Raw genomic sequence first — 23,783 nt, 5'->3', positions numbered from 1 at the left:
CTTTCATGCACCCTGCTTCCCGGCCACGGCCAGATTGTCGAGTTTCAACTGCAAGGCGCCGCTCTGCGGCGCACCCACGCCCAGCACGGCCTTGGCGGCCTCGTAGGCCTTGCGCGCGTCATCCGGGCGACCAAGCTTGACCAGGGCGTCGCCGCGTAGTTCCTGGCTCAGGCCTTCGTAGTTTTTCGCGCCCATGCGGTCGAGCGTGGCCACCGCGTCGGCGGCCTTGTCCTGCGCCAGTTGCAGCTGCGCGATGCGCAACTGCATCAGGGCCTTCAGATTCGGATCGGCGGCATGGCTCTCGGCCCAATTGAGCGAGACCAGCGCCTTGTCCAGCTGCTTGGCATTGGCCTGGCGCACCGCGCGGTCGCCGGCGGCGAACACGGCGTACGGCGACTCGGCGTAGTCCTTGAACAGCTGTTCGGTGAGCGTCTCGGCCTGGTCGTTCTTGCCGCCGGCGATGGCGCTCTGCACCTGCTGGTAGAGCTGCGACGCCTCGCTCTCGCGGCCGGCCTTGTGGTTGCTCCACTGCTGCCAGCCGAAGATGCCGACCAGGCCGATCGCGACGCCGACCACGATCGAAAGACCGTTCTGGCGCAACCACTTCTGTACGCGTTCGCCCTGCTCGTAGTCGTCGTAGACTTCAAATGCCATGCAATCACCCTTGAAAGGGAACGGATGCCGCCGGAGGGCGCGGCGACCTTCCTGGCGCGATTAAGAGAAATTGGAACAGACCCGGCCCGACGCTGCCGTCGAGCGGGCAAAGAGCAAGCATAACCGATCGCGCTACTGAGCGTGGCCCACCGCACGCATCGCAAGTCAGCCCGCAGGCGGTGTCGCGCCAGCCGGCGCGACCCGCGCAAGCGCGCTCAGACGCCGGCCGGAGTGGCCTTGCCGTCGCGCACGTCCACCTTGAAGTGCGCCACGTTGGCGCGGCGGAAGCTGTCCAGCGCGACCGGCTGGCCATCGATCGAGACCTCGGCGCCGGTGGCATTGCCGATGCGCACCGTCAGCGGCTTGTCGCTGTGGTAGGTCTTGCTGCTGCCGGCCGGCAGCAGGCCGTATTCCAGGCGTGAACCGTCCTGCGCCACCACTTCCACCCAGCTGGCATTGGGCAGCTGCAGCGACAGGCTGTGCGCGCCCGCGCCCACCGGTTCGGCCTGGGCCGCCGGCTTGGGCTGCGCGGTGTCGGCGCTGCCCAGGTTCGGGAACGGCGCCATCGAGGCAAGCAGCGGCTGTTCCTGCTGCGCCTCGACCGGCTGCTGGTCCGCAGGCTTGGGCGCGGCGGCCGGCGCGTTGGCCGCCAGCGTGCCGGCATTCGCCACGCTGGTGGCGATCGCGGGAAGGTCCGCCTGGGCGACCGGCTTGGCATCCAGCGGCGCCAGGTGGCTGACGTCGCGGTCGAGCGTGCCGCGCACGCCCAGCCAGATGGTCGGCACCACGATCGCCGCGGTCAGCACCACATAGGTGGCCGCGCGCGCATAGCGTTCGAGCAGATAGCGCGAATGCGAGATGCCGCCGGTGGCCACCAGGGTCGGCTGCACCGGCGTCAAGCGGGTGAGTTCGGCCTGCAGGGCCGACTCTTCCACGCCGACATGGCGGCCGTACTTGGTGAGATAGCCGGCGAGGTAGACCTGGTAGTCGATGCCGGCGTATTCGCCGTTCTCGAGCTGGCGCAGTACGCGCACGGGCAGGCGCAAGGCCTGGCCGCAGCTTTCCACGTCCAGGCCGCGGGCCTCGCGTGCGGCGCGCAGGCGCGCGCCGAAGTTTTCCGTTACGGCGTTGTCCATCATGGCGGTCGCCCCCTGCGCGCTCGCGTCGAACAGACCTTTTTCACCGGCCTCCGGACCGGTTGGCTGTGACTGCATGGATGTCATTGGCTTGCGGTCGAGTCGACGGCGCGGGCCTGTTCCGAGTCCGGGAACTGGCTCTGCAATCGCCTGCTGTAATTGCGGGCAGCGTCCTTGTTGCCCAGTCGGAGTTCGATGTCGTGGCCCAGCTTGAGTCCGGCCGGCGAGACCTGGCCCAGGCCGTCGTAGCGCTGCAGGAAGGCCCGCGCGCGGAAAGCGTCGTTGTGCTGGAACAGCAGCGAGGCGACCTGCAGCAGCGCATCCGCATTCTGCGGGTCGAGCGCGATCGCCTTGCGGTAGTCGTCTTCGGCACCGGCGGCGTCGCCGGTGCTTTCCAGGCAGCGGCCGGCATTGGTCCAGGCCGTGGCCGGCGTCTGATAGAACGGATCAGCCACCGCCTTCTGGAAATACTGCACGGCCTCGGGCGCACGGCCGGTCTTGCACAGGAAGGCGCCGAGGTTGTTGTTGGGGTCGCCCTTGTCGGGCGCCAGCGCGGCGGCGCGGCGGTAGTGCTTTTCCGCCTCGGCCTGGTTGCCTATGCGCTCGTACAGCACCGCCATCACGGTGTGCGCCGGCACGTAGTTCGGGTCGAAGCTCAGCGCCTTGTTGAGCTTGGTCAGCGCGCCCTGCAGGTCGCCGTTCTGCATGTACGACTGGGCCAGCTCGGTATGCACGCGGGCGCCTTCCAGCGCGTTGTCGCTCTTGGCGACGCGCGGGTTCGGGCCCGGGTCCACGCCGGTGGTCTGGCAGGCGGTGAGCGATGCAGCCAGGCAGGCGGCCAGCAGGATCCGGTCAAGCCGCATGGCTGGCGCCCTCGTCGAGTCGTTTACGGAATTCGGCCTGGCGGCGCGTGCGGTCCAGCACCTGTCCCTTCAGCTGGCCGCATGCCGCATCGATGTCGTCGCCGCGGGTGCGGCGCAGCATGGTGAGGATGTTGGCGTTGAGCAGCTGGGTCTGGAAGGCGCGGATCGTGTCGGCGTCGGAGCGCTCGAAGCGCGTGCCGGGGAAAGGATTGAAGGGAATCAGGTTGACCTTGCAGTTGGGCATCTTGCGCATCAGCTTGATCAGCTGGCGCGCGTGCTCGGGCTGGTCGTTGACACCCTTCATCAGCGTGTATTCGAAGGTGATCGAGGTGCGCGCCCGGCGCTCCAGCCAACGGCGGCAGGCGCCCATCAGCTCCTCGATCGGATAGCGCTTGTTGAGCGGCACCAGCTCGGTGCGCAGCTCGTCGTTGGCGGCGTGCAGCGACACCGCGAGCGACACGTCGATGGCCTCGGACAGCTTGTCGATCATCGGCACCAGGCCGGCGGTCGACAGCGTGACGCGCTTGGAGGCCAGGCCGAAGCCCAGGTCGTCGCGCATCAGGCTCATCGCCTTGACCACGTTGTCGAAGTTCAGCAGCGGCTCGCCCATGCCCATCATCACCACGTTGGTGATGCGGCGGTTCTGGTGCGTGACGTTGCCCAGGTACTTCGCCGCCACCCACATCTGCCCGATGATCTCGGACGTGGACAGGTTGCGGTTGAAGCCCTGCGTGGCGGTGGAGCAGAACTGGCAGTTCAGGCCGCAGCCCACCTGCGAGGACACGCACAGCGTGCCGCGGGTGGGCTCGGGGATGTACACCGCTTCCACCGCGTTGCCGCCGTCCATGCCCAGCAGCCACTTGTGCGTGCCGTCGGCGGCGCCCTTGTCGAACATGGTCTTGGGCGGGCCGATGTAGCAGGCCGCTTCAAGCTTGGTGCGCAGCGCCTTGCCGACGTCGGTCATGTTTTCGAAGTTGTCTTCCAGGCGGTGGTAGATCCACTTCATCACCTGCTCGGCGCGATACGGCTTCTCGCCGAGCTGGGCGAAGAAATCGCGCAGCCCCTGGCGATCGAAATCGAGCAGGTTGACCTTGTCGGTGGATGGAGTGGAAACGGCCTGGTTCATCGTCTTCAAAAAGCGCGGCCGCGTTGGCCGCATGGCGGACGGCGCCCGTTGTACGGGCGCCGCGGTGAATTACCTGGAATGCACTTCGGTCGCGGCGAAGAAATACGCAATCTCGACCTGTGCGGTTTCAGACGCATCCGAACCATGCACCGCATTCGCGTCGATCGAGTCGGCGAAATCGGCGCGGATGGTACCCGGCGCGGCTTCCTTCGGATTGGTGGCGCCCATCAGTTCGCGGTGCTTGAGCACAGCGTTGTCGCCTTCCAGCACCTGGATCATCACCGGGCCGGAGATCATGAATTCAACCAGCGCCTTGAAGAACGGGCGCTCCTTGTGCACGGCGTAGAAGCCTTCGGCTTCCTGGCGCGACAGCTGCTTCTGCTTTGCGGCGACGACCTTGAGGCCAGCCTTCTCGAAGCGGGCGTAGATTTCGCCGATGACGTTCTTGGCGACGGCGTCGGGCTTGATGATGGAAAGGGTGCGCTCCAGCGCCATGAGTAGTCTGCTCCGGAAAAACTGGTATCTGAGTGGGCGGTCTGGCCAAGCTAGCCAGCAAAGTAGGCTAAATCCGATGACGTTTAGAGGATTTAGCTCACGAAAGTCTGACAGATTCTAACTGATTCGCAAGCCGGGCGCCGGGCGTTGTAAACGATCGTTTGACGGCGGGGATTCCTCCCCCGTATGCTCAAACGATCGTTTGATTCCTGCCGTAGCCACCCGGGGGACCGCCCGCTTGCAAGCCGTGCCGCATTCGACCAAGGAACGCATCCTGACCGCCGCCGAGGAACTGTTCGCCCGGCACGGTTTCGACGGCGCCTCGCTGCGCCAGCTCACCGCCGCCGCGGGCGTGAACCTGGCCGCCGTGAACTACCACTTCGGCAGCAAGGACCGCCTGATCGAAGAGGTCTTCCGCCGCCGCCTGGACCAGCTCAACGGCCACCGCATGACCGCCCTGTCGCGCATCGCCGGCCTGCCGGAAACTAGCCTCGAGGACGTGCTGGCCGCCTTCATCAAGCCGGCGCTGGAGCTGTCCCACGAAGGCAGCGGCTCGCTGTTCATGCGCGTGCTGGCGCGCGCCTTCGCCGAGCACGACGACACCCTGCGCAAGTTCCTGTCGGAGAACTACGGCCACGTCATGCGCCAGTTCACCGCCGAGTTCGGCCGCCTGCTGCCCGGGCTCAGCCGGGAAGAGCTGTACTGGCGGGTCGACCTGGTCACCGGCGCGCTGACCCATGCCATGTCCGGCTTCGGCATGATCCAGCGCAAAAGCGATGTCACCGAGCGGGTGCATCGTGAGCAGACGGCGGAGCACCTGATCCGCTTCGCCGCCGCCGGCCTCAACGCCCCCTGATTTCCTTACGGAGGCCGGCGACGGTCTCCTTCGCGTTTCAACACCCCTCAAGTGTCCGTCCCACGGAGAAGCCAATGACCGCTCCAGTCGCATCCCATCCGCTGCGCATCCGCAAGGCCGCGGTGCTCGGCGCCGGCGTCATGGGCGCGCAGATCGCCGCGCACCTGACCAACGCCAATGTCGAGACCGTGCTGTTCGATCTGCCCGCCAAGGAAGGTCCCAAGAGCGGCATCGCCCTCAAGGCGATCGAGAACCTGAAGAAGCTCTCCCCCGCTCCGCTGGCCGACGGCAGCCGCGCCGCCGCGATCATCCCGGCCAACTACGACGACGACCTGGAACACCTGAAGGACGTCGACCTGGTGATCGAAGCGATCGCCGAACGGATGGACTGGAAGCTGGACCTCTACAAGAAGATCGCGCCCTACGTCGCGCCGCACGCCGTGCTGGCCAGCAACACCTCGGGCCTGTCGATCAACGGCCTGGCCGAAGCGCTGCCGGAAGAAATGCGCCACCGCTTCACCGGCGTGCACTTCTTCAATCCGCCGCGCTACATGCACCTGGTCGAACTGATCCCCACGCGCCTCACCGAAGCGAAGGTGCTCGAAGGCCTGGAAGCCTTCCTCACCACCGTGGTCGGCAAGGGCGTGGTCTACGCCAAGGACACGCCGAACTTCATCGGCAACCGCATCGGCGTGTTCTCGATGCTGGCCACCATGCACCACACCGAGCAGTTCAAGCTCGGCTTCGACGTGGTCGACGCGCTCACCGGCCCGGCCGTGGGCCGCCCCAAGAGCGCCACCTACCGCACCGCCGACGTGGTGGGCCTGGACACCATGGCGCACGTGATCAAGACCATGGCCGACACGCTGGCCGACGATCCGTGGCACGAGTACTTCAAGGCGCCCGCCTGGCTGCAGGGCCTGATCGACCAGGGCGCGCTGGGCCAGAAGACCGGCGCCGGCTTCTACCGCAAGGCCGGCAAGGACATCGTCGTGCTGGACGTGGCCAAGCGCGACTACCGCGGCTCGGAGCAGAAGGCTTCCGACGAAGTGGCCGCCATCCTCGCCATCAAGGACCCGGCCGAGAAGTTCGCCAAGCTGCGCGCCAGCGCCGACCCGCAGGCGCAGTTCCTGTGGGCCACCTTCCGCGACCTGTTCCACTACACCGCCTATCACCTGGCCGACATCGCCGACACCGCGCGCGACGTCGACTTCGCCATCCGCTGGGGCTACGGCTGGAAGCTCGGTCCGTTCGAGACCTGGCAGGCCGCGGGCTGGCAGCAGGTGGCCACGTGGATCGAGGAAGACATCGCCGCCGGCAAGGCCATGAGCAAGGCCCCGCTGCCGAAGTGGGTCAGCGATGGCCGCAGCGGCGTGCACGGCAAGAGCGGTTCGTACTCGGCCGGCGCCAACGCCGACAAGCCGCGCTCGCAGCATCCGGTGTACCAGCGCCAGCTGTTCCCCGATCCGATCCTGGGTGAGAAGTTCGACCAGGGCAGCACGGTGTGGGAGAACGACGGCGTGCGCCTGTGGACGCTGGGCGACGACGGCGTGGGCATCATCTCGTTCAAGACCAAGATGAACACGGTCAACGATCACGTGCTCAACGGCATCCAGCAGGCGATCGACGTCGCCGAGCAGCAGCTGAAGGCCGTGGTGATCTGGCAGACCGGCGAACCGTTCTCCGCCGGTGCGGATCTCAAGGGCGCGCTGGGCCTGCTGCAGGCCGGCAAGCTGGGCGACTTCGAGGCGATGGTGGCCAACTTCCAGCGCACCAGCATGCGCATCAAGCACTCGCTGGTGCCGGTGGTGTCGGCCGTGCGCGGCCTGGCCCTGGGCGGCGGCTGCGAGTTCCAGATGCATTCGGCGCGCACAGTGGCGGCGCTGGAAAGCTATATCGGCCTGGTCGAGGCGGGCGTGGGCCTGCTGCCGGCCGGCGGCGGCCTGCACGAGCTGGCGATCCGCGCGGCGCAGGCCAATCCGGCCGATCCGTTCGAGGCGCTGAAGAAGGTGTTCGAGACGGTGGCCATGGCCAAGGTCTCCGGCAGCGCGCTGGAAGCCAAGCAGCTGGGCCTGCTGCGCGACAGCGACGTGGTGGTGTTCAACGCCTACGAGCTGCTCTACGTGGCCAAGCAGGTGGCGCGCGCACTGGCCGAGAGCGGCTACCGCCCGCCGCTGCCGGCGCGCAGCATCCCGGTGGCCGGCGACGTCGGCACGGCCACTTTCCGCGCTTCGCTGGCCAACATGCTGGCCGGCTATTTCGCCTCCGAGCACGACGTCGAGATCGCCACGCGCATCGCCGACACCTTGTGCGGCGGCGTCATCGAGCGCGGTTCGCTGGTGGACGAGGAATGGCTGCTGGCGCTGGAGCGCAAGCACTTCGTGGAACTGGCGCAGATGGAAAAGACCCAGGCGCGCATCGCTCACACGATGACCACCGGCAAGCCGCTGCGCAACTGACGCCCGCGCTTACGCCAACGACTCATCCAAACCCATACGGCGTCGCCGCGCATCGCGCGACGCCACGGAGCAAAAGACCATGAGCAAGCAAGTGCAAGACGCCTACATCGTCGCCGCCACCCGCACCCCGGTCGGCAAGGCGCCGCGCGGCGTATTCCGCAACACCCGTCCCGACGACATGCTGGCCCACGTGATCCGCGCCGTGATGGCGCAGGCGCCGGGCATCGACGCGCACCGCATCGGCGACGTGATCGTCGGCTGCGCCATGCCGGAAGCCGAGCAAGGCATGAACGTGGCGCGCATCGGCCTGCTGCTGGCCGGCCTGCCGGACACCGTGCCGGGCGTCACCGTCAACCGTTTCTGCTCGTCCGGCGTGCAGGCCATCGCGCAGGCCGCCGACCGCATCCGCCTGGGCGAAGCGGACCTGATGATCGCCGCCGGCACCGAGAGCATGAGCATGGTGCCGATGATGGGCCACAAGGTGGCGATGAACCCCGGCATCTTCGATAACGAGCACATCGGCATCGCCTACGGCATGGGCATCACCGCCGAGAACGTGGCCAAGCAGTGGAAGATCAGCCGCGAGGAACAGGACACCTTCGCCGCCGCCAGCCACGAGCGCGCGCTGGCCGCGATCAAGGCCGGCGAGTTCAAGGACGAGATCACCCCGTTCAAGCTCGACGACCATTACCCGGATCTCGCCACGCGTTCGATCAAGACGGATAGCCGTTTGATCGACACCGACGAAGGCCCGCGTCCCGGCAGCACGGTAGAAGTGCTGGGCAAACTCAAGCCGGTGTTCCGCAATGGCCAGTTCGGCGGCTCGGTCACCGCCGGCAATTCCTCGCAGACCTCCGACGGCGCCGGCGCGGTGCTGCTGGCCAGCGAGGCGGCCATCAAGGAATACGGCCTCACCCCGATCGCCCGCTTCGTCAGCTACTCGGTGGCCGGCGTGCGTCCGGAGATCATGGGTATCGGCCCGAAGGAAGCGATTCCGAAGGCGCTCAAGCAGGCCGGCCTGACGCAGGACCAGCTGGACTGGATCGAACTCAACGAAGCCTTCGCCGCGCAGTCGCTGGCGGTGATCAAGGACCTGGGCCTGGATCCGTCGAAGATCAACCCGCTCGGCGGCGCCATCGCGCTCGGCCACCCGCTCGGCGCCACCGGCGCCGTCCGCGCCGCCACCCTGGTGCACGGCATGCGCCGGCGCAAGCAGAAGTACGGCATGGTGACGATGTGCATCGGCACCGGCATGGGCGCGGCGGGGATTTTCGAGTCGCTCTGACGCCCGCATTTCCGTGTGCAGACCAACGGCGCCGTTTATCGCGGCGCCGTTTTTTTTGGACACGGCCACAGCAAGAACCGGAGTGTGCGCGCGCCGCGCGAAACCTAAGCTGGCTTCACCCTCGAACCAGGAGACGCGCCATGAACGCTGCCACCCGCATGAAAGACCATATCGACGCCACCCTGCGCGATCCGCGCTGGAGCCAGATGCGCAACCGCGACCGGAATGCGGACGGCTCGTTCTGGTATTCGGTGCGCAGCACCGGCGTGTATTGCAAACCTTCGTGCGCGGCACGCCCCGCGCGGCCCGAGAACGTCGCCTTCCACACCAGCCGCGAAGAAGCCGAGCGCGCGGGCTTCCGTCCCTGCGCGCGCTGCCATCCGGAGCGTGTGCGCGAAACGCTGCGCTACGGCATCGGCGCTTCATCGCTGGGCCTGCTGCTGGTGGCGGCGAGCGAACGCGGCGTGTGCGCGATCCTGTTCGGCGAGCACGCCAAGGCGCTGGAAGCGGATCTGCGCCAACGCTTCCCGCAGGCAGATCTGTCGCGCGACGACGGCGCGCTGGCCGGCACGCTGGTGCAAACCGCTGCCTTGATCGAGCAGCCGCGCGCGGCCTTCGGCGCCGCGCTCGACCTGCGCGGCACGCCGTTCCAGCGCAAGGTATGGGAAGCGCTGCGCGCGATCCCCGCCGGAACCACCGCCAGCTACAAGGAAATCGCGCTGCGCATCGGCATGCCGGACGCTTCGCGCGCCGTGGCGCTGGCCTGCGGCGCCAACGCGCTGGCCATGGCGGTGCCCTGCCACCGGGTGATCCGCGGCGACGGTGCGCTGTCGGGTTATCGCTGGGGCGTGGAACGCAAGCGCGCGCTGCTGGCGCGGGAGGCGCAGGCATGAGCGCGATGCTGGAAGCGGCGCTGGGCGACGACGTCGAAGCACGCCTGGCCGCGTTCGACTGGCCGCGCGTGCTGCAGCAGCTCGACGCGCAAGGCCACGCCATGCTCCCGGGCCTGCTCGCGCCGGAAGCCTGCGACCGCATCGCCTCGCTGTACGACCGCCCCGCGCTGTTCCGCAGCAAGGTGGTGATGGCCCGCCACGGCTTCGGCCGTGGCGAGTATCAGTACTTCGGCTATCCCCTGCCCTCGCCCGTCGGCGAACTGCGCGCGGCGCTGTATCCGCGGCTGGTGCCGCTGGCCAACCAGTGGAACGAAACCATGGGCATCGACGTGCGCTATCCGCAGCGGCACGCCGAGTTCCTCGAACGCTGCCACCACGCCGGCCAGCAGCGACCCACGCCGCTGCTGCTGCGCTATGGCACCGGCGACTACAACTGCCTGCACCAGGATCTCTACGGCGAGCACGTGTTCCCGCTGCAGGTGGCCGTGCTGCTGTCCGAACCCTGGCGCGATTTCACCGGCGGCGAGTTCGTGCTGACCGAGCAGCGCCCGCGCATGCAGTCGCGTCCGCACGTGGTGCCCTTGAGCGAGGGCGATGCGGTGATCTTCGCCGTGCATCACCGCCCCGTGCGCGGCAGCCGCGGCAGCTACCGGGTGAACCTGCGGCACGGCGTGAGCGAGCTGCGCTCCGGGCGGCGCCATACGCTGGGCATCATCTTCCACGACGCCAGCTGAGCCTTATCCGGTGGGCGGCTCCTGCCCGCCCGCCGCGCGCGGCAGGTGCCAGCCGTGGCGGATCGCCATGAAGCGCAGGCCGAAGCACACCGCCGCACCGGCCAGGGTGGACACGGTGGGCGGCACCTGCAGCAGGTCGCCGGCCACCACGATGGCCGCGCCGGCCAGCGCGGCCACGGCGTACAGGTCCGCGCGCAGCACGGTCGGGATCTGCGTGACCAGCACGTCGCGCAGGATGCCGCCGCCCACGCCGGTGAGCATGCCGAGCAAGGCCGCCATGGCGGGATTGAGCCCATGCGCGAGTGCCTTCTGCGCGCCCGCCACGGCGAACAGCGCCAGGCCGGCCGCGTCGGACATCTGCACCGGATTCTTCAGCCGCTCGATCAGCCCGTAGCGGTAGAAGGTGACGACGCCGGCCAGCACCGACACCGCCAGATAACGCCAGTCCGCGATCGCCGCCGGCGGCGTGGCGCCGATCAGCAGGTCGCGGGTGATGCCGCCGGCATTGCCCGCGGCGAAGGACAGCACCAGCACGCCGAACAGGTCCAGCTGCCGGCGCACGCCGGTCAGCGCGCCGCTGAGGGCGAACACGAAGGTGCCGAGCAGGTCGAGCACGAGAAGCAGGTAGTGCGTCATGAGAGCGGGGGTCATGGCCTGGCATCCAGCGGCGGTCCGTGCATGTCTAGCCTTTGCCGCGGTGCGGCACAAGAGCCGGCACGCGGGCGCGCTCCAGTTTGCTACGCTGCGGCGCGTGTCTCACGGCGAAGGCGGATATGGCTCCCTCACACGGCATCCACGTCATCGACACCGGCTTCGTGCGTCCACGCTTCGATGCGGCCTATCTGGTGGTCGAGCAAGGCCATGGCGCCTTTATCGACTGCGGCACCAACCACGCCGTGCCGCGCATGCTCGAAGCGCTGGACCAGGCCGGCCTCGCGCCGGCACAAGTGGACTGGCTGATCCTCACCCACGTGCATCTGGACCATGCCGGCGGCGCCGGCGAGCTGATGGCGCGGCTGCCGAACGCCAAGGCGGTGGTGCATCCGCGCGGCGCGCGGCACCTGATCGATCCCACGCAGTTGTGGGCCGGCGCCAGCGCCGTGTACGGCGAAGCGGTGATGGAGAAGACCTACGGCCGGCTACGGCCGATTCCCACCGAGCGCGTGGTGGAGGCGCCGGAGGGCCACGTAGTGAAACTGCAGGGGCGTCCGCTGCGCTGCCTCGATACGCCAGGCCATGCAAAGCATCATCTGTGCGTGCACGACGAACAGGGCCGCGCCTGTTTTACCGGCGATACCTTCGGCCTGTCCTACCGCGAGTTCGACACGGAACGCGGCCCTTACGCGATCCCCACCAGCACGCCGGTGCAGTTCGAACCCGAAGCGCTGCACCAGTCGATCGACCGCCTGGTCGCGCTGAAACCGGACGCCATGTACGTCACCCACTTCGGCCCCGTCGGCGATATCGAGCGCCTCGCCAAGGGGCTGCACCAGCAGATCGACGCGATGGTGAGCCTGGGCCATGCGGTGCGCGGCGAGCCGAAGGACAAGCGCCACGAAGAGCTGAAGTGGGCGTTGACCGATCTCTACGCCGGCCGCGTCGCCGCGCATGGCTGGAAGGGAACGCGCGACGAGCTGCTGCAGATCCTGGGCATGGATATCGAGCTCAATGCCCAGGGGCTGGAGGTGTGGCTGGATCGCGGCGGTTGATGCATCACCGCCCCAAGCTCGTCATTCCGGCCTGTGCCGGAATGACGAAGTAGGAGCCTTCAAGGCTTCTTGGCAGCCCGCTCTTCTTTCAGCTTCTCATCGAACTTCACCACCGACGACTGCGCCAGCGCCTTGCACGCGTTGCGGTCGAACAGCGGGTCCGGCTGCTTGCCCGCGCGGTGCGCGGCGGCGCGTTCGAGGAAATCGCTCATGTCCGGATGCGTGGTGACCAGCACGTCGCAGGGCAGCGCGCCGACGATGTCGAAGGTCTTGCGGAAACCCGTGACGCGCTCCGGATGCGCCGGATCGCTGTAGCGGTACACGCCATTGGTGAAGGCGGTGATGCTGTCGGCATAGACCACGTCCAGGCAGCGCTGCTTATCGCAGGAACGCCAGGTCCACGTGGTCGCACCCGGCGTGTGGCCCGGCGTGTAATGCGCGGTCACCACGATGTCACCGACCTTCACCGTGCCGCCGTCGGGCACTTCGTTGACCTTGGCCACCTTGGGGAAATGCGGCGCTTCGCCGTTCTGCGGATCTTCCGCGTAGTCGCCGCCGGCCTTCAGCTCTTCCGCACCGTAGTGGCTGGCGTAGACCTGTGCGCCGCTGGCCGCGGCCAGTGCGGCGATGGCGCCGGCATGATCGAAATGCGCGTGCGAATTGAGAATGGCCTTGACGTCGCCGAGGCGGAAGCCGAGCGCGCGGATGTTCTGCTCCACCAGCTTGGCGTTCTCCGGCATGGTGCCGTCGATCAGCACGTGGCCTTGCGGCGAGGTGATCAGGATGGCGCTGAGGCCGTGCGTGCCGACGTACCAGGTATCGCCGTAGATGCGGAACGGCTGCTCGGGCTTGGTCCAGCCGCGGTCGTCGGCATCGCTGGCGTGGACCTGGGCGCAGGCCAGCGCGACGGCGCCGGCGAGAAGGAGGCGGAGCGGCTGGTTCATCGTTCGTCCTGATCGTGGGAGGTGCCGCAGCATGCCGGCCCTGTATGGAGCGGATATGGCCGGCTGCGGGCGAGCCGTGGTTTAAGCGAGGCGCGTACCGTTCGGCACCTGGCGCTCGATGGCGGTGATCACCACGCCCTCGTCGGTGGAAAATCCGGTCAGCAGGAACTGCGAGCGGAACGGCCCGATCTGCTTCTCCGGAAAATTGATCACGCCGACGATCTGCCGGCCGACCAGGTCCTCCGCGCGGTACAGCGCGGCGATCTGCGCGCTGGTCTTCTTCTCGCCGTAGGGGCCGAAATCCACCCACACTTTCCAGGCCGGCTTGCGTGCCTCGGGAAACGCTTCCACCCGCGTGACCGTGCCGGCCACCAGCAGCACTTTCTCGAAGTCGGACCAGCTGATTTCCGGGCTCTGTTCTGTCGTCATGCTTCCAGTCTCGTCTTGAACCAATCGCGGCCCTGGTGCCACCAGTAGCTCGCCTGCGCCGCCAGATAGCCGGCAGGACGATGCGCGCTGGCCAGGCCGTAGTCGGCGAATTGCTTCCAGCTTCCGTCCCGCTCGGCGATGGCCGCGGCGAGCAGTTCGCCTGCCGCGCAGGTCGGCGCCAGGCCGTGGCCGCCGAAGGCCTGCGCCCACCACAGGCCTTCCTCGCCGCCGCCGATCTGCGGCATCTGGTGGCGCGCATAGCTCATCAGGCCGGACCAGGCGAAGTCGACGCGCGCATCTTTCAGCGCAGGAAACACCCGCAGCATGTCGCGCATCAGCAGGCGGCGCACCGCCTGCGGCGAGCGGTTGCGGATGGAGATGCGGCCGCCCCACAGCAGGCGCGTATCCGGCAGCGGGCGGTAGTAGTCGAAGGCGAAGCGCGTGTCGTAGATCGCCGCGTGCGTGTCCAGGCAGTCGCGCAGGCGTTCGCCCAGCGGCTCGGTGGCCATCACATAGGTGGCGATCGGCAGGATGGCGCGGTCGATGCGCCGCTGCAGGCCAGCCAGGTAGCCGCCGCAGGCCAGCACCACGTGCTCGGCCAGCACCGTGCCCTGGTCGGTTTCCAGGCGCCAGCGCAGGCCGTCGCGGCGCAGTTGCCAGGCGTCGGTGTGCTCGTGAATGCGCACGCCCTGCCCCGCGGCCGCCGCGGCCAGGCCGATGGCGAAGTTGAGCGGATGCAGATGGAAGGCATTGCGCTCGTACAAGCCGTCGAAATAGCGCGTGGTATGCACGCGTTCGCGCAGCGCCTGCTGCGGCACCCATTCCCACTGCACGCCGTAGTGCTTTTCCAGCAGCGCCTGGCGCGCGCGCAGCACGGCCGGGTCGCGGAACCAGTTCGCCCACAGCACGCCTTCGTCGACCAGGCCGCAGTCGATGCCATAGCGCAGCACCTGGGCGCGGATGCGTTGCACCGCCGCGGTGGTCAGCCCGAACAGCGCGCGGGCGCGCTCCTCGCCGAGCTGATCCAGCAGGCTCTGCTCGCCCAGCGAATAGCCGGCGAAGACGAAGCCGCCATTGCGGCCGGAGGCGCCGAAGCCGACCTGCTCGCGCTCCAGCAGCAGCACGTCGCGCACGCCGCGCTCGGCCAGCGCCAGCGCCGTATGCAGGCCGGCGAAGCCGCCGCCGACGATGGCCACCTTGGCTTCCGCGCGGCCGCGCAGCGCGGCGTACGGCTCGTAGGCGTTCGCCGTGGCGCGGTAATAGGAAGGTGCCGGTGGCTGCTTCATCGTGGCGATCGGAGGCAGGCTGCGCGGGACAGGCCTGGAAGCATAGCGCAGCCCCGCGCGGGCTCCGGCGTGACCGTTGGCAGGGTCGTTCGACCCTGCCTCATTGGGGTACCCGTTATTCGACCAGGCTCACGCCCAGCGGGCGCGTGTCGCTCATGCCGCGGTCGTCCACCACGCGCACGTCGTAGTTGCCCGCCGCAGGCGGCTGCCAGAACAGCGGCTGCCCCGGCGCGCTGCTGCCGACATAGGCGTCGTTGACGAACCAGTACAGCGTGCGCGTGGCGGCGTCGCCGTTCGCGCTGAAGGCGATGCGGCCCTCGTCGCTGCGCTTCAGCCGCAGCGCGTAGATGCTGCCGCGCAGGGGCGAGGTGATGCGCGGCGGCTCGCCCACCGCCTCGCCGCCGTTGACGCAGGCCTCGTTGCGCGGCGGCGTGCGGCGCGGGATGCCGGCCTGGATAAACACCTGCTGCAGTTCGGACGGCCAGAACTCGTACACCTCCAGATGGGTGCGCTTGCCGTCGTAGGGCGGACAGGCCGGCTTGCCGGTGGCGTCGTCGATCACCACCGGGCGATGCACCTGGCTGACCCGGATCGGCGACTTGCCCGGAATGAACCAGGTGGTGCCCTTCTGCGGGCACCACTGGTTCGGCAGCTCGCCGCTGGCCAGGCAGATCGACACGCGCTTGAGATTGGCCGGCATGCGGCGGATCGGCTCGGCCATGCCGGGCTGTTCGGCGCGTAGCGCGTCGACGATCTGGAAGAACAGCGGCGCCGCCGCTTCCACGCCGACGAAAGCCGGATTGCTGCTGCCGTCGAAGTTGCCCACCCACACCACCAGCACGTAGGGGCCGAAGCTGCCGGCGGTCCAGGCATCGCGGAAGCCCCACGAGGTGCCGGTCTTCCAGTACACCGGCAGGCGGTAGGGCTGCGCGCCGGTGGTTTCGTCGGGGCGCGGGTTCTGCCGCAGCATGTCCATCACCATGAAGCTGGCTTCTTCGCTGAGCAGGCGCGTGCCCTGCTTCGGCAGCGGATCGTTCGCGGCCAGGCGCAGCGGCTTCAGTTCGCCGCGGTTGGCCAGCATGGCGTACAGGCCGGCCAGCTCCTGCATGGTCACCTCGCCGCCGCCCAGCACCAGGGCCAGGCCGTAGTGCTTCTCGCTGGCCAGCCGGCCGATGCCGGCCTCGCGCAGGAACTGATAGAAGCTCGGCCCGTGCAGCTGCGAGGCCACCCATACCGCGGGGATATTGCGGCTGCGCACCAGCGCTTCGGTCGCGGTGACCGGCCCGAGGAAATGCCCGTCGAAATTCTCCGGCGTGTACGGGCCGAACGAGGTCGGCACGTCGCGCAGCACGGTCTGCGGATGCAGCACGCCCTGGTCGAAACCCAGCGCATAGATGAAGGGCTTGAGCGTCGAACCGGGCGAGCGCTTGGCCTGGGTGCCGTTGACCTGGCCGTGGATGGCGGCGTCGCCGTAGCCGGCCGAGCCGATCATCGCCTTGATCGCCATGTCGCGCGTATCGACCAGGATCGCCGCCGCATTGCGCACGCCGCGCGACTGGTTGCGTTCGATATAGCGGGCGACCTGGCGTTCCAGGTCGCGCTGCAGGTCCAGGTCCAGCGTGGAGGCGACGCGGCTGTCGGTGTTGCCGGCATCCAGGCGCCGCGCATTGAGCAGTTGCTCCACCGCATGCGGCGCTTCGAACGGCAGGCGCGACAGCGAGCGCAGGTTGAGCGGCAGCGCGAACAGCGGTTTCAAGGCGGCATCGGCGGGGTGCTTCTGCAGCCAGCGCGCATAGAGGCGGTTGCGCGAATCGGCGAGGTGGCGGTTGATCACATCCGGCGCGGCATCCGCTGCCTCGCTGCCGGCGCGCAGGCGGCGGGTCGGATCCTGCGGCACCACCGCCAGGGTCAGCGCTTCGGGCAAGGTCAGCGCGGCGGGCGGCTTGTCGAAATAGGCCAGGCTGGCGGCGCCCACGCCTTCCACGTTGCGCCCGTACGGCGCGTAGTTGAGATAGGCCTCGAGGATCTCGTCCTTCGAATAGAACAGCTCCAGCTGCACCGCGCGCCCGAGCTGGCGCAGCTTGCCCAGCGGCGAGCGCGTATTGAGCCGCCACAGCAGGCGCGCCAGCTGCATGGTCACGGTGGAACCGCCCTGCGGATTGCCGTGGCGCACATAGGTGACCCAGGCGCCGCGCGCCAGGCCATAGGGATTGAAGCCGGCATGCCAGCGGTACCAGCGGTCCTCGTGCAGCAGCACGCCCTGCACCAGCTGCGGCGAGATGTCCTTCAGCGGCACCCACAGCCGGTAGCGGTCGTCACTGGCCAGGGTGAGGCGCAGCAGGCGGCCCTTGGCGTCGTAGACGGCGGTGGAAGAAGGCAGCCATTCGCGCAGGCGCTGATGCGGCCACAGGCGCAGGCCTGCCAGCACGGCGGCGATCAGCGCGGCGCCGACGAGCCAGTTCTGCCAGCGGAGGATCCAGCGGGTGAGGGCTTTGACGGCGGAGTTGGCGAGTACGGCTTTCATCGTTCCAGCAGCGCTGGCGTAGGTTCCAGCAGCGCTGGCGTAGGTTGGGGTGAGCCGGAGGCGAACCCCAACGGGACTGGCCGCGTGGCCGCCACGTTGGGGTTCGCTGCGCTCACCCCAACCTACGCCGGTCGATAGGTCTTACGGCTTGCTCACCGTCAACGTCGTACCACCCGGCGAGCGCGCCTGGATCGTGCGGTCGTACATCGACTCGCCGTACGCCGGCGGCACGATGAACTTGCCGGCGTTGGTGGCCTTGATGCGGTACACGAACTGGCGCACGTCCGGGGTGGCGGTGCCGTAGATCACCACGCGGTCCTCGCGGATGTCCGCGTACTCCGGCGTCCAGGTGGAGCTGGACAGGCCGATCGGCGAGCGCCACGCGCTGGCGTCGACCTTGCTGTCGCCGCCGGCATCGTTCTGCTCGCTGCCGTCTTCCTGGTGGTCGGTCACTTCCGGCGGCGGCTGGATCACCGGCTCGAAGCCGCCGGGCAGCAGGTCGACGATGGCCACGTTGGAGACGCCCTCGTCGCGGGTGGCGCGGATCTTCACGTGCACGTCGATCTCCTCGCCCACCTTCACCTCGCTCAGCGCCTTGCCGCTGGTGTCGGTGTATTCGCGGATGATCTCGATGCCGTCCTTCACCGCCTTGGCCGGCGCGTCGCGGTCGTAGCCGCCCTGGCTGGCCACGTACCAGGCCGGCAGCGAGCCGCCGTTGACGTAGCGCAGGCGGGCTGCCGCGGCACTCCAACTGCCGGCCTGCACCAGGTTGCCCTGCAAGGTGGCGATGGCCTTGACGCTGCCGTCGGCATGCACTTCGTCGATGCCGAGCTTGGCCACGTCGGCGGCCGCGTCGTTGGCGTAGGCGTCCAGCGCCAGGATGGTCATCGACGAGGACAGCGTGTTGTACCAGCGGTGCGACAGCGCGTAGCCGATGTTCTCCCACACGCGCGGCGACAGGTTCTTCGCCCGCTCGGGGAAGTGCTTGCCCAGCACGTAGAGCACGCTGGAATCGCGGATCAGCGCGTCGTAGTAGTAGCCGTAGACGTAGTTCTTGTCGCGGTCGTTGCGCTCCAGCAGCTTCTGCGGGCCGGCGATCAGCTGCGCGGCCTGCTTGTCCTGCTTCAGCAGCTGGTACGAAGCGGCCAGCCAGGCCGCGGCCAGGTCGTTCTTCCACTGGTCCGGGTACGCATCCTGCAGGCGCTTCTGCACGGCCGCCAGGTCGTTGGTGGTGACATTGCCCTGGCGGGTCAGCAGGTACACGGCGTAGGCGCGCTGGCGCAGCTTGTCCAGCGAGTCCATGCCGTTGTCGCCGGCGAGCTGGCGCAGGTAGTTGTTGCCGGCATTGAACATGTCGGCCGGCACGCTCACGCCGCGGTCGCGCGCTTCGATCAGGAAGTTCATCGCATAGGCCGACACGAACGGCTCGGCATCCGGCGTGGCCGCCCACAGGCCGAAGCCACCCTGCCCGTTCTGGCGCGAATGCAGCACGTCGAGGAAGTTGGACAGCGCCTCCTCGTTGCTGAGCTTCTTCGTTTCGAAGGCCGGCTGCAGCGCATGCGCGAACACCGGCACCACCGGCCACTTCGGCAGCACCAGGCGCGGCATGGCCGAGCTGATGATCTGCTCGCTGCAGTAGTTCTGGTAGTTCACCAGGTAGCTGGTGAGGCCCTGCGCCAGCACTACCGGCAGCGGCGAGATGGCGGAGTCGCGCGCGGCGTATTCGTCGTAGAGCTTGCGCAGGTCCGGCAGGTCGGCCTTGGCGCCGGCATCGACCCGGCCCACGTCGACCTGGGTGCGGTAGGCCGAAGCCGGGCGCACCGACAGATCCACACTTTGCTTGGCCGACTTGCCGCCATAGCCCGCGCTGAAGCTGAGATTGCCCGAGCCGAGCTTGTCGGTAGCCTTCACGCGGAACAGCGCCACGCCTTCGCGCATCTCGCCCAGGCTCAAGGATTGCGTGGCCTCGCCCAGCACCTGCAGCTGCGGGCCGGTCTTCAGCGTCACCGCCACCGGCACCGGCTTGCCGCCGAGGCCCGTGAGGTTGTTGGCCACGCCCACGCTCACTTCGGCCTCATCGCCGGGAGCCAGGGTGGTGGGCACGTTCGGCGACAGCACGAAATCGCCGCGCACCGTGGTGGCGCCTTCGAAGGTGCCGACGCGATCCGGCGACACGCTGACCGCCATCACGCGCAGCTTGCCGTTGAAGTAGTCCGGCACCTGGTAGGTCAGTTCCTTCTCGCCGTCCACGTCGACGATGCCGGACCAGAACGCCACCGGCTTGTCGCGCTTGCGCTTGAAGGGATTCAACTGGCGGCCGATCGCCGCATCCGCGTCGCCGCCGGGGGCGGCCATGGCCATCAGCTTCTCGAAGTCCGGCAGGATCAGGTCGAGGATCTGCGAGGTGCCCACTTCCAGCATGCGCTTGCGGAAGAAGAACTTCAGCGGATCGCCCAGCTTGTAGCGGGCCACCTGCAAGATGCCTTCGTCCACCGCGAACACCACCGCCTTGGTCGGCTGCGGCGCGCTGAGCTTGAAGGTCACCGTCTCGCCCGGCTTCACCAGCGCGGGCGCGTCGACCTTGATGGCGTTGCGGCGCGCATCGAGGTTGACCGAGAACGGCACCACGCCATAGCTCAGCGGGCTCATGAAGATCTCGTCCGAGGACGGATCGCGGATGTACTGCACGTTGATGTAGCCGTTGCCTTCGAAGTCCGCCGGCACGGTGATGTGCTGCACGGAGCTGGTGGTGTCGGCATGGAACCAGGCGTGCGCGTAGACCTTGTCGCGCTCGATGGTGATCAGGCCGCTGCCCGCGTAGGGTGCGCGCACGGCGATCTCGACGGCTTCGCCCGGCGCGTAGTCCGGCTTGCTCAGGCTGAGCTGCAGCTCGGCGTTGCGGTCCAGCGAGCGCGACACGTTGGCGTCGCCGGCCACCGAGAAGTCCACCCGGTTGACCTCGACGCGGTCGCTGCCGCGCAGGATCACCAGGGCGTAGTTGCCCGGCTTGTCGGTAGGCAGCGCGTAGTCCATGCCGGCGGCCGTAAGGGTCAGCGGCTTTTCGGTGACGGCGATTTCCTTGAGCTTGGACTGGTACTTGTAGACGCCCGAATCCTGCTTGGTCAGCACCGAGATATAGCGGCGCTCGATCAGCTCGGCGCGCAGGTCCTTCACTTCGGTGGCCTTGGCGTGGCTGTCGATCGCCACCAGGTGCACGCTGCGCGGCGAGCCGCGGCCGACGTAGTCCAGGCTGTCCGCGGCGCGGTAGCCGACCAGCCAGTCGTTGCTGGAGACCAGGGTCTGCGCGGCGGCGGCGACGTTGCGGCCGCCCTCGGCTTCATAGGCCTTGGCCAGGAAGTACAGCTGGTAGGTGGCGTCGGCGTACTTCTTCAGGTCCAGCGCGAATTCGGCATGGCCCTTGTCGTCGGTGGTGCCGTCCTGCAGGGCTTCCTCGTAGCCCTCCTTGGCGCGGCGCACGTCGTAGAAGTGGTAGTCCTGCCAGCTGCGGAAAGCCGGCCAGGCCGGACGCAGGGTGAGCGAGGCTTCGACGCGGCGGTTTTCCGCCGGGGTGCCGAACAGATTCTGCACGTCGACCAGGCCCTTGAGCTGGTCCGGCTTGACCCAGCCTTCCGGCACCTGCTGCGACAGCTTGGCCTCGACCTTCATGCGGTCGGGCAGGAATTCCTTCACCTGCACGGTGGTGCTGCCGATCTGCGCGCCGGCCTTGCCGTCCTTGACGATGTACAGGTTCACCGTCCAGGTGCCGGTAGGCGCGGTTTCCGCCGGTGCGTAGGAGAGTTCGCCGAAGCCGCTGGCGTCCATGCTCATCGGCAGTTGCTTCACCGTCACGCCGCGCGGATCGACGATCTCCGCCTGCAGCGGCACGCCGGCCACGCTGCGCGTCCAGCTGGCGGCGCGCACGATCAGGCCGATATGGAAGGTGTCGCCCGGGCGGTAGATGCCGCGGTCGGAGAACAGGTAGCTGGACAGCTGGCCCTGGTTGGTGGCGTTGCGCTCGCCGCCGATGTCGAAGCGCGAATAATCGAGCTGGCGGTCGTAGCTGCCGATCGGCAGGAAGGAGAGATCCTCGCCCTTCTTCACCAGGTACAGCACCGGGCGCTTCTCGCGCTCCAGGCCCTTGAGCGTGGGGAAGTGCACCACGCCGTCGGCGCCGGTGCTTTCGCTGAACAGGGTCTGCCCGTTCACGGCCAGCACCGACACGGTGGCGCCGGCCACCGGCTGCCCGTCGTGGATGGACTGCACGAACACGTCCTGGCTGCCGTCGACGGCGCGCTTGACCAGCATGCCGAGGTCGGTGACCACCACTAGGCGGGTGTCGGCCGGGTCGGGCGTGCTGGTGTCGGCTTCGGCGGCGTCGCCCTCGGCCTCGCCTTCGCCTTCCGCGTCGGCGCCTTCATCCGCGGCCGCGGCGGTGCGCGGCGCGGCTTCCGGCCCCTGCTCCGCCGCCTTGGCGGCATCGGCCCGCTTCTTCTCGGCGGCCGCGTCGTAGGTGGAAAGATGCAGCAGGAACACGCCGCGCTTGCCGTCCTTCAGATACTGCGCGAGATCCACGCCCTCGTAATGCGCCTTGCCCGGGTCGCCCTTGGGGAAGCTGCGCTTCTGCTCGAAGCGGTCGACGATGTGGTCTTCGCTGAAAGCGTAGTTGAGCGACGGATGCGCGTAGTTGCCTTCGTTGAGGCTGACCAGGTGCTGCAGCTGGTCCGGCAGCACGCGGCCCACTTCCACCCGCATGCCGGGCAGATTGCGCGACACCACCGAGATGCGCTTGCTGCCGCTGAGCGACAGCAGCGAGCCGTCGGCCATGAAGCGCAGCAGCTTGGGGTAGTCCGGCACGGTCAGCGCCTGCACCTTGGGCTGGCCCAGGATGTAGCCGCCGAACGACTTCAGGCCTTTTTCCACGCGCACGTAGATGCGCTGGCCGGGTTCGGCGTGGAACTTGAAGCTCTGGCCGGCTTCGTATTCGTTCTCGGTCGGCACCAGTTCCAGCTTGAGCGGCTGCGACTTGCGCAGCAGGTCTTCGCTGACCTGGGAGACGTCCCACGGATACGGCGAGTCGTCGTCGGACTGGTCCACCTTCGGATTGCGGTTCGGCAGGATCCAGGCCTTGGTCAGGCCGGCCAGCTCGCTGTCGCGCACCGTACCGCTGACGCCCATCACCAGCACCTGCTCGGGCTCGTACTTGTCGTTGTCGACCAGGGTGGGCGAGATGTCGTCGATGGTGAGGCTGTACAGGCCCGGCACCTTCACCGCGGTGTCGAGTTTTTCCTTGTAGGCGTCGCCGCCGCGCAGGCTGCGTACGCCCTTGTCGAGCGCGTACTTCACCGCGCCGTCGTCGCGCGGCAGGGCCAGCGGCTGGGAGTGGATCCAGGCCTGCAGCTTGTAGGGGTCGTACACGACGGTGAACTTGAGATCGCTGTCGGCGCTGCCCTTCTGGCTGAGCGTGAGCGCGATGCGCTTTTCGAACTGCGCGGTGTCCACCGGATAGTTGAAGCTCACCGGCTGGATGGTCTTCTTGGCGGTGGCGTCCTGCGGGTCCTGGAAGAACTCGCCGCGGCCGAACTTCACCACGAAGGGTTCGGTGTCGAAGCTGAAATGGTCGTCGGCCATCAGCACGTGCGGCGCGAACATCTTGGGGATGTCGAAGCGCACTTCGAAGTGCTTGCCGACCGGCCAGTCCTCGGTGGGGGCGAAGCGCAGGGTGCGGTCGTCCTGCCAGGTCCACTGCCCCTTCATCACCGGATCCATCACCACGCCGGTGGTGACCGGCTTGCCGACCCCTTCCAGCGGCGCCGCCGAGCGCGAGAAGCGCACGGTGAGCGCGTCGTAGCTGATGGTCTGCGCGGTGTAGTTGGTGATGGACGGCTTGCTCACCTCGAAGGTGATGCGGGTGGGTTCGATGGGCTTGGGGCGGTTCTTGTACCACTCCCAGCCGAACCAGCCGCCCGCCGCCAGCGCCACCACGCCGACCAGCAGCCCGGCCGACTGCAGCGGCTTGCGCTTGACGAAGGCGCCCGTGGCGGGCACCCAGCCCGGCGCGGACCAGGACACGTTGCCGATCAGCGGCCGCAGCAGCAGCGCGATCACATAGAGCAGGCCGCGCAGCAGGCGCAGGGGCAACGAGAGCAGAAACCGCAGCAAATCCATAATGCTTCCTGGCAATTCATCCGATGAAGACGCAAGACGGCGCTAGGCCGCCCCCGGGCCGGAACCCGCATGCGACAAAGCCGCTCCAGCGAGTGGAACAGCGTCGTGATCAGGTCTTTCCCCTTGACGCATCCTGCCTGCGATTCCTGGCGGAATGCTGATGGGATTGTGGCATGGCGGCGGTGGGATGTGGGCGGCCGAATGCCTGCAGTTTGACCGGCGTAG

Annotated in this window: 17 protein-coding genes; 6 read left to right on the top strand and 11 right to left on the bottom strand. The window is 68.1% G+C overall.

Going from position 1 to position 23,783, the window contains the following annotated elements; all coding sequences use genetic code 11:
• Window positions 1–3 precede the first annotated feature (3 nt).
• The 5 genes from KK141_RS20250 to ndk all read right to left on the bottom strand — a co-directional run bounded on the left by KK141_RS20250 (window position 4) and on the right by ndk (window position 4,274).
• The gene (locus KK141_RS20250) at window positions 4–654 is read right to left on the bottom strand and encodes a tetratricopeptide repeat protein (RefSeq protein ID WP_214571866.1); all 651 of its coding nucleotides are present in this window, start codon (window positions 652–654) and stop codon (window positions 4–6) included.
• A 215-nt stretch (window positions 655–869) separates the two neighbouring features.
• Window positions 870–1,793, bottom strand: coding sequence for a helix-turn-helix domain-containing protein (locus KK141_RS20245; RefSeq protein WP_250901898.1), 924 nt, complete (start codon window positions 1,791–1,793; stop codon window positions 870–872).
• 80 nt (window positions 1,794–1,873) lie between these two features.
• Entirely contained in the window at window positions 1,874–2,653 is a 780-nt protein-coding gene (gene pilW / locus KK141_RS20240; protein ID WP_214571868.1) for a type IV pilus biogenesis/stability protein PilW, read from the bottom strand.
• Window positions 2,643–3,779 (bottom strand): 23S rRNA (adenine(2503)-C(2))-methyltransferase RlmN, encoded by a 1,137-nt coding sequence (gene rlmN / locus KK141_RS20235; protein WP_214571871.1) that lies wholly within the window; start codon window positions 3,777–3,779, stop codon window positions 2,643–2,645. The genes pilW and rlmN overlap by 11 nt, the downstream gene beginning before the upstream one ends.
• Window positions 3,780–3,848: 69 nt before the next feature.
• The gene (gene ndk / locus KK141_RS20230) at window positions 3,849–4,274 is read right to left on the bottom strand and encodes a nucleoside-diphosphate kinase (RefSeq protein ID WP_167257665.1); all 426 of its coding nucleotides are present in this window, start codon (window positions 4,272–4,274) and stop codon (window positions 3,849–3,851) included.
• A 238-nt stretch (window positions 4,275–4,512) separates the two neighbouring features.
• Here ndk and KK141_RS20225 point away from each other — a divergent pair, with 238 nt between their 5' ends.
• The 5 genes from KK141_RS20225 to KK141_RS20205 all read left to right on the top strand — a co-directional run bounded on the left by KK141_RS20225 (window position 4,513) and on the right by KK141_RS20205 (window position 10,501).
• The gene (locus tag KK141_RS20225) at window positions 4,513–5,130 is read left to right on the top strand and encodes a TetR/AcrR family transcriptional regulator (protein WP_214571872.1); all 618 of its coding nucleotides are present in this window, start codon (window positions 4,513–4,515) and stop codon (window positions 5,128–5,130) included.
• Window positions 5,131–5,204: 74 nt separating this feature from the next.
• The gene (locus KK141_RS20220) at window positions 5,205–7,589 is read left to right on the top strand and encodes a 3-hydroxyacyl-CoA dehydrogenase/enoyl-CoA hydratase family protein (protein WP_214571874.1); all 2,385 of its coding nucleotides are present in this window, start codon (window positions 5,205–5,207) and stop codon (window positions 7,587–7,589) included.
• Between the two features lie 79 nt (window positions 7,590–7,668).
• Window positions 7,669–8,874: an acetyl-CoA C-acyltransferase gene (locus KK141_RS20215; protein ID WP_214571875.1), complete on the top strand. Its 1,206-nt coding sequence runs from the start codon at window positions 7,669–7,671 to the stop codon at window positions 8,872–8,874.
• 140 nt (window positions 8,875–9,014) lie between these two features.
• Window positions 9,015–9,767 carry a methylated-DNA--[protein]-cysteine S-methyltransferase gene (locus KK141_RS20210; RefSeq protein WP_345777598.1) on the top strand — a complete coding sequence of 251 codons (753 nt, stop codon included), beginning with the start codon at window positions 9,015–9,017 and terminating at the stop codon, window positions 9,765–9,767.
• The gene (locus tag KK141_RS20205; protein ID WP_214571876.1) at window positions 9,764–10,501 is read left to right on the top strand and encodes a 2OG-Fe(II) oxygenase; all 738 of its coding nucleotides are present in this window, start codon (window positions 9,764–9,766) and stop codon (window positions 10,499–10,501) included. Before KK141_RS20210 ends, KK141_RS20205 begins: the two co-directional genes overlap by 4 nt.
• Before the next feature lie 3 nt (window positions 10,502–10,504).
• Here KK141_RS20205 and KK141_RS20200 read toward each other — a convergent pair whose 3' ends face one another.
• Entirely contained in the window at window positions 10,505–11,152 is a 648-nt protein-coding gene (locus KK141_RS20200) for a trimeric intracellular cation channel family protein (RefSeq protein ID WP_250901897.1), read from the bottom strand.
• Window positions 11,153–11,274: 122 nt separating this feature from the next.
• Between KK141_RS20200 and KK141_RS20195 the strand changes: the two genes are divergently transcribed.
• The gene (locus KK141_RS20195; protein ID WP_214571877.1) at window positions 11,275–12,210 is read left to right on the top strand and encodes an MBL fold metallo-hydrolase; all 936 of its coding nucleotides are present in this window, start codon (window positions 11,275–11,277) and stop codon (window positions 12,208–12,210) included.
• Window positions 12,211–12,269: 59 nt separating this feature from the next.
• Here the strand turns inward: KK141_RS20195 and bla are convergent, their stop codons facing one another.
• The 5 genes from bla to KK141_RS20170 all read right to left on the bottom strand — a co-directional run bounded on the left by bla (window position 12,270) and on the right by KK141_RS20170 (window position 23,558).
• Entirely contained in the window at window positions 12,270–13,154 is an 885-nt protein-coding gene (gene bla, locus KK141_RS20190) for a subclass B3 metallo-beta-lactamase (protein ID WP_214571878.1), read from the bottom strand.
• A gap of 81 nt (window positions 13,155–13,235) precedes the next feature.
• Window positions 13,236–13,583, bottom strand: coding sequence for a tRNA-binding protein (locus KK141_RS20185; RefSeq protein ID WP_214571879.1), 348 nt, complete (start codon window positions 13,581–13,583; stop codon window positions 13,236–13,238).
• Entirely contained in the window at window positions 13,580–14,869 is a 1,290-nt protein-coding gene (locus KK141_RS20180; RefSeq protein WP_214571881.1) for an FAD-binding oxidoreductase, read from the bottom strand. Before KK141_RS20180 ends, KK141_RS20185 begins: the two co-directional genes overlap by 4 nt.
• 115 nt (window positions 14,870–14,984) lie before the next feature.
• On the bottom strand, window positions 14,985–17,393 hold the full coding sequence (gene pbpC / locus KK141_RS20175) for a penicillin-binding protein 1C (RefSeq protein ID WP_214571882.1): 2,409 nt from the start codon (window positions 17,391–17,393) through the stop codon (window positions 14,985–14,987).
• Between the two features lie 141 nt (window positions 17,394–17,534).
• Window positions 17,535–23,558 (bottom strand): alpha-2-macroglobulin, encoded by a 6,024-nt coding sequence (locus KK141_RS20170; protein ID WP_214571883.1) that lies wholly within the window; start codon window positions 23,556–23,558, stop codon window positions 17,535–17,537.
• Window positions 23,559–23,783 lie beyond the last annotated feature (225 nt).

This window comes from Dyella sp. LX-66, assembly GCF_018599165.1.
Lineage (GTDB): Bacteria > Pseudomonadota > Gammaproteobacteria > Xanthomonadales > Rhodanobacteraceae > Dyella_D > Dyella_D marensis.
Note: the sequence above shows the minus strand (reverse complement) of the source record. Positions and strands in the feature narration are given on the sequence as shown.

What these genes read in the sequence shown, in the direction of transcription:
- KK141_RS20250 (WP_214571866.1), bottom strand. Translation starts at nt 654, where the DNA reads ATGGCATTTGAAGTCTACGACGACTACGAGCAGGGCGAACGCGTACAG.
- KK141_RS20245 (WP_250901898.1), bottom strand. Translation starts at nt 1,793, where the DNA reads ATGATGGACAACGCCGTAACGGAAAACTTCGGCGCGCGCCTGCGCGCC.
- pilW (WP_214571868.1), bottom strand. Translation starts at nt 2,653, where the DNA reads ATGCGGCTTGACCGGATCCTGCTGGCCGCCTGCCTGGCTGCATCGCTC.
- rlmN (WP_214571871.1), bottom strand. Translation starts at nt 3,779, where the DNA reads ATGAACCAGGCCGTTTCCACTCCATCCACCGACAAGGTCAACCTGCTC.
- ndk (WP_167257665.1), bottom strand. Translation starts at nt 4,274, where the DNA reads ATGGCGCTGGAGCGCACCCTTTCCATCATCAAGCCCGACGCCGTCGCC.
- KK141_RS20220 (WP_214571874.1), top strand. Translation starts at nt 5,205, where the DNA reads ATGACCGCTCCAGTCGCATCCCATCCGCTGCGCATCCGCAAGGCCGCG.
- KK141_RS20215 (WP_214571875.1), top strand. Translation starts at nt 7,669, where the DNA reads ATGAGCAAGCAAGTGCAAGACGCCTACATCGTCGCCGCCACCCGCACC.
- KK141_RS20210 (WP_345777598.1), top strand. Translation starts at nt 9,015, where the DNA reads ATGAACGCTGCCACCCGCATGAAAGACCATATCGACGCCACCCTGCGC.
- KK141_RS20205 (WP_214571876.1), top strand. Translation starts at nt 9,764, where the DNA reads ATGAGCGCGATGCTGGAAGCGGCGCTGGGCGACGACGTCGAAGCACGC.
- KK141_RS20200 (WP_250901897.1), bottom strand. Translation starts at nt 11,152, where the DNA reads ATGACCCCCGCTCTCATGACGCACTACCTGCTTCTCGTGCTCGACCTG.
- KK141_RS20195 (WP_214571877.1), top strand. Translation starts at nt 11,275, where the DNA reads ATGGCTCCCTCACACGGCATCCACGTCATCGACACCGGCTTCGTGCGT.
- bla (WP_214571878.1), bottom strand. Translation starts at nt 13,154, where the DNA reads ATGAACCAGCCGCTCCGCCTCCTTCTCGCCGGCGCCGTCGCGCTGGCC.
- KK141_RS20185 (WP_214571879.1), bottom strand. Translation starts at nt 13,583, where the DNA reads ATGACGACAGAACAGAGCCCGGAAATCAGCTGGTCCGACTTCGAGAAA.
- KK141_RS20180 (WP_214571881.1), bottom strand. Translation starts at nt 14,869, where the DNA reads ATGAAGCAGCCACCGGCACCTTCCTATTACCGCGCCACGGCGAACGCC.
- pbpC (WP_214571882.1), bottom strand. Translation starts at nt 17,393, where the DNA reads ATGAAAGCCGTACTCGCCAACTCCGCCGTCAAAGCCCTCACCCGCTGG.
- KK141_RS20170 (WP_214571883.1), bottom strand. Translation starts at nt 23,558, where the DNA reads ATGGATTTGCTGCGGTTTCTGCTCTCGTTGCCCCTGCGCCTGCTGCGC.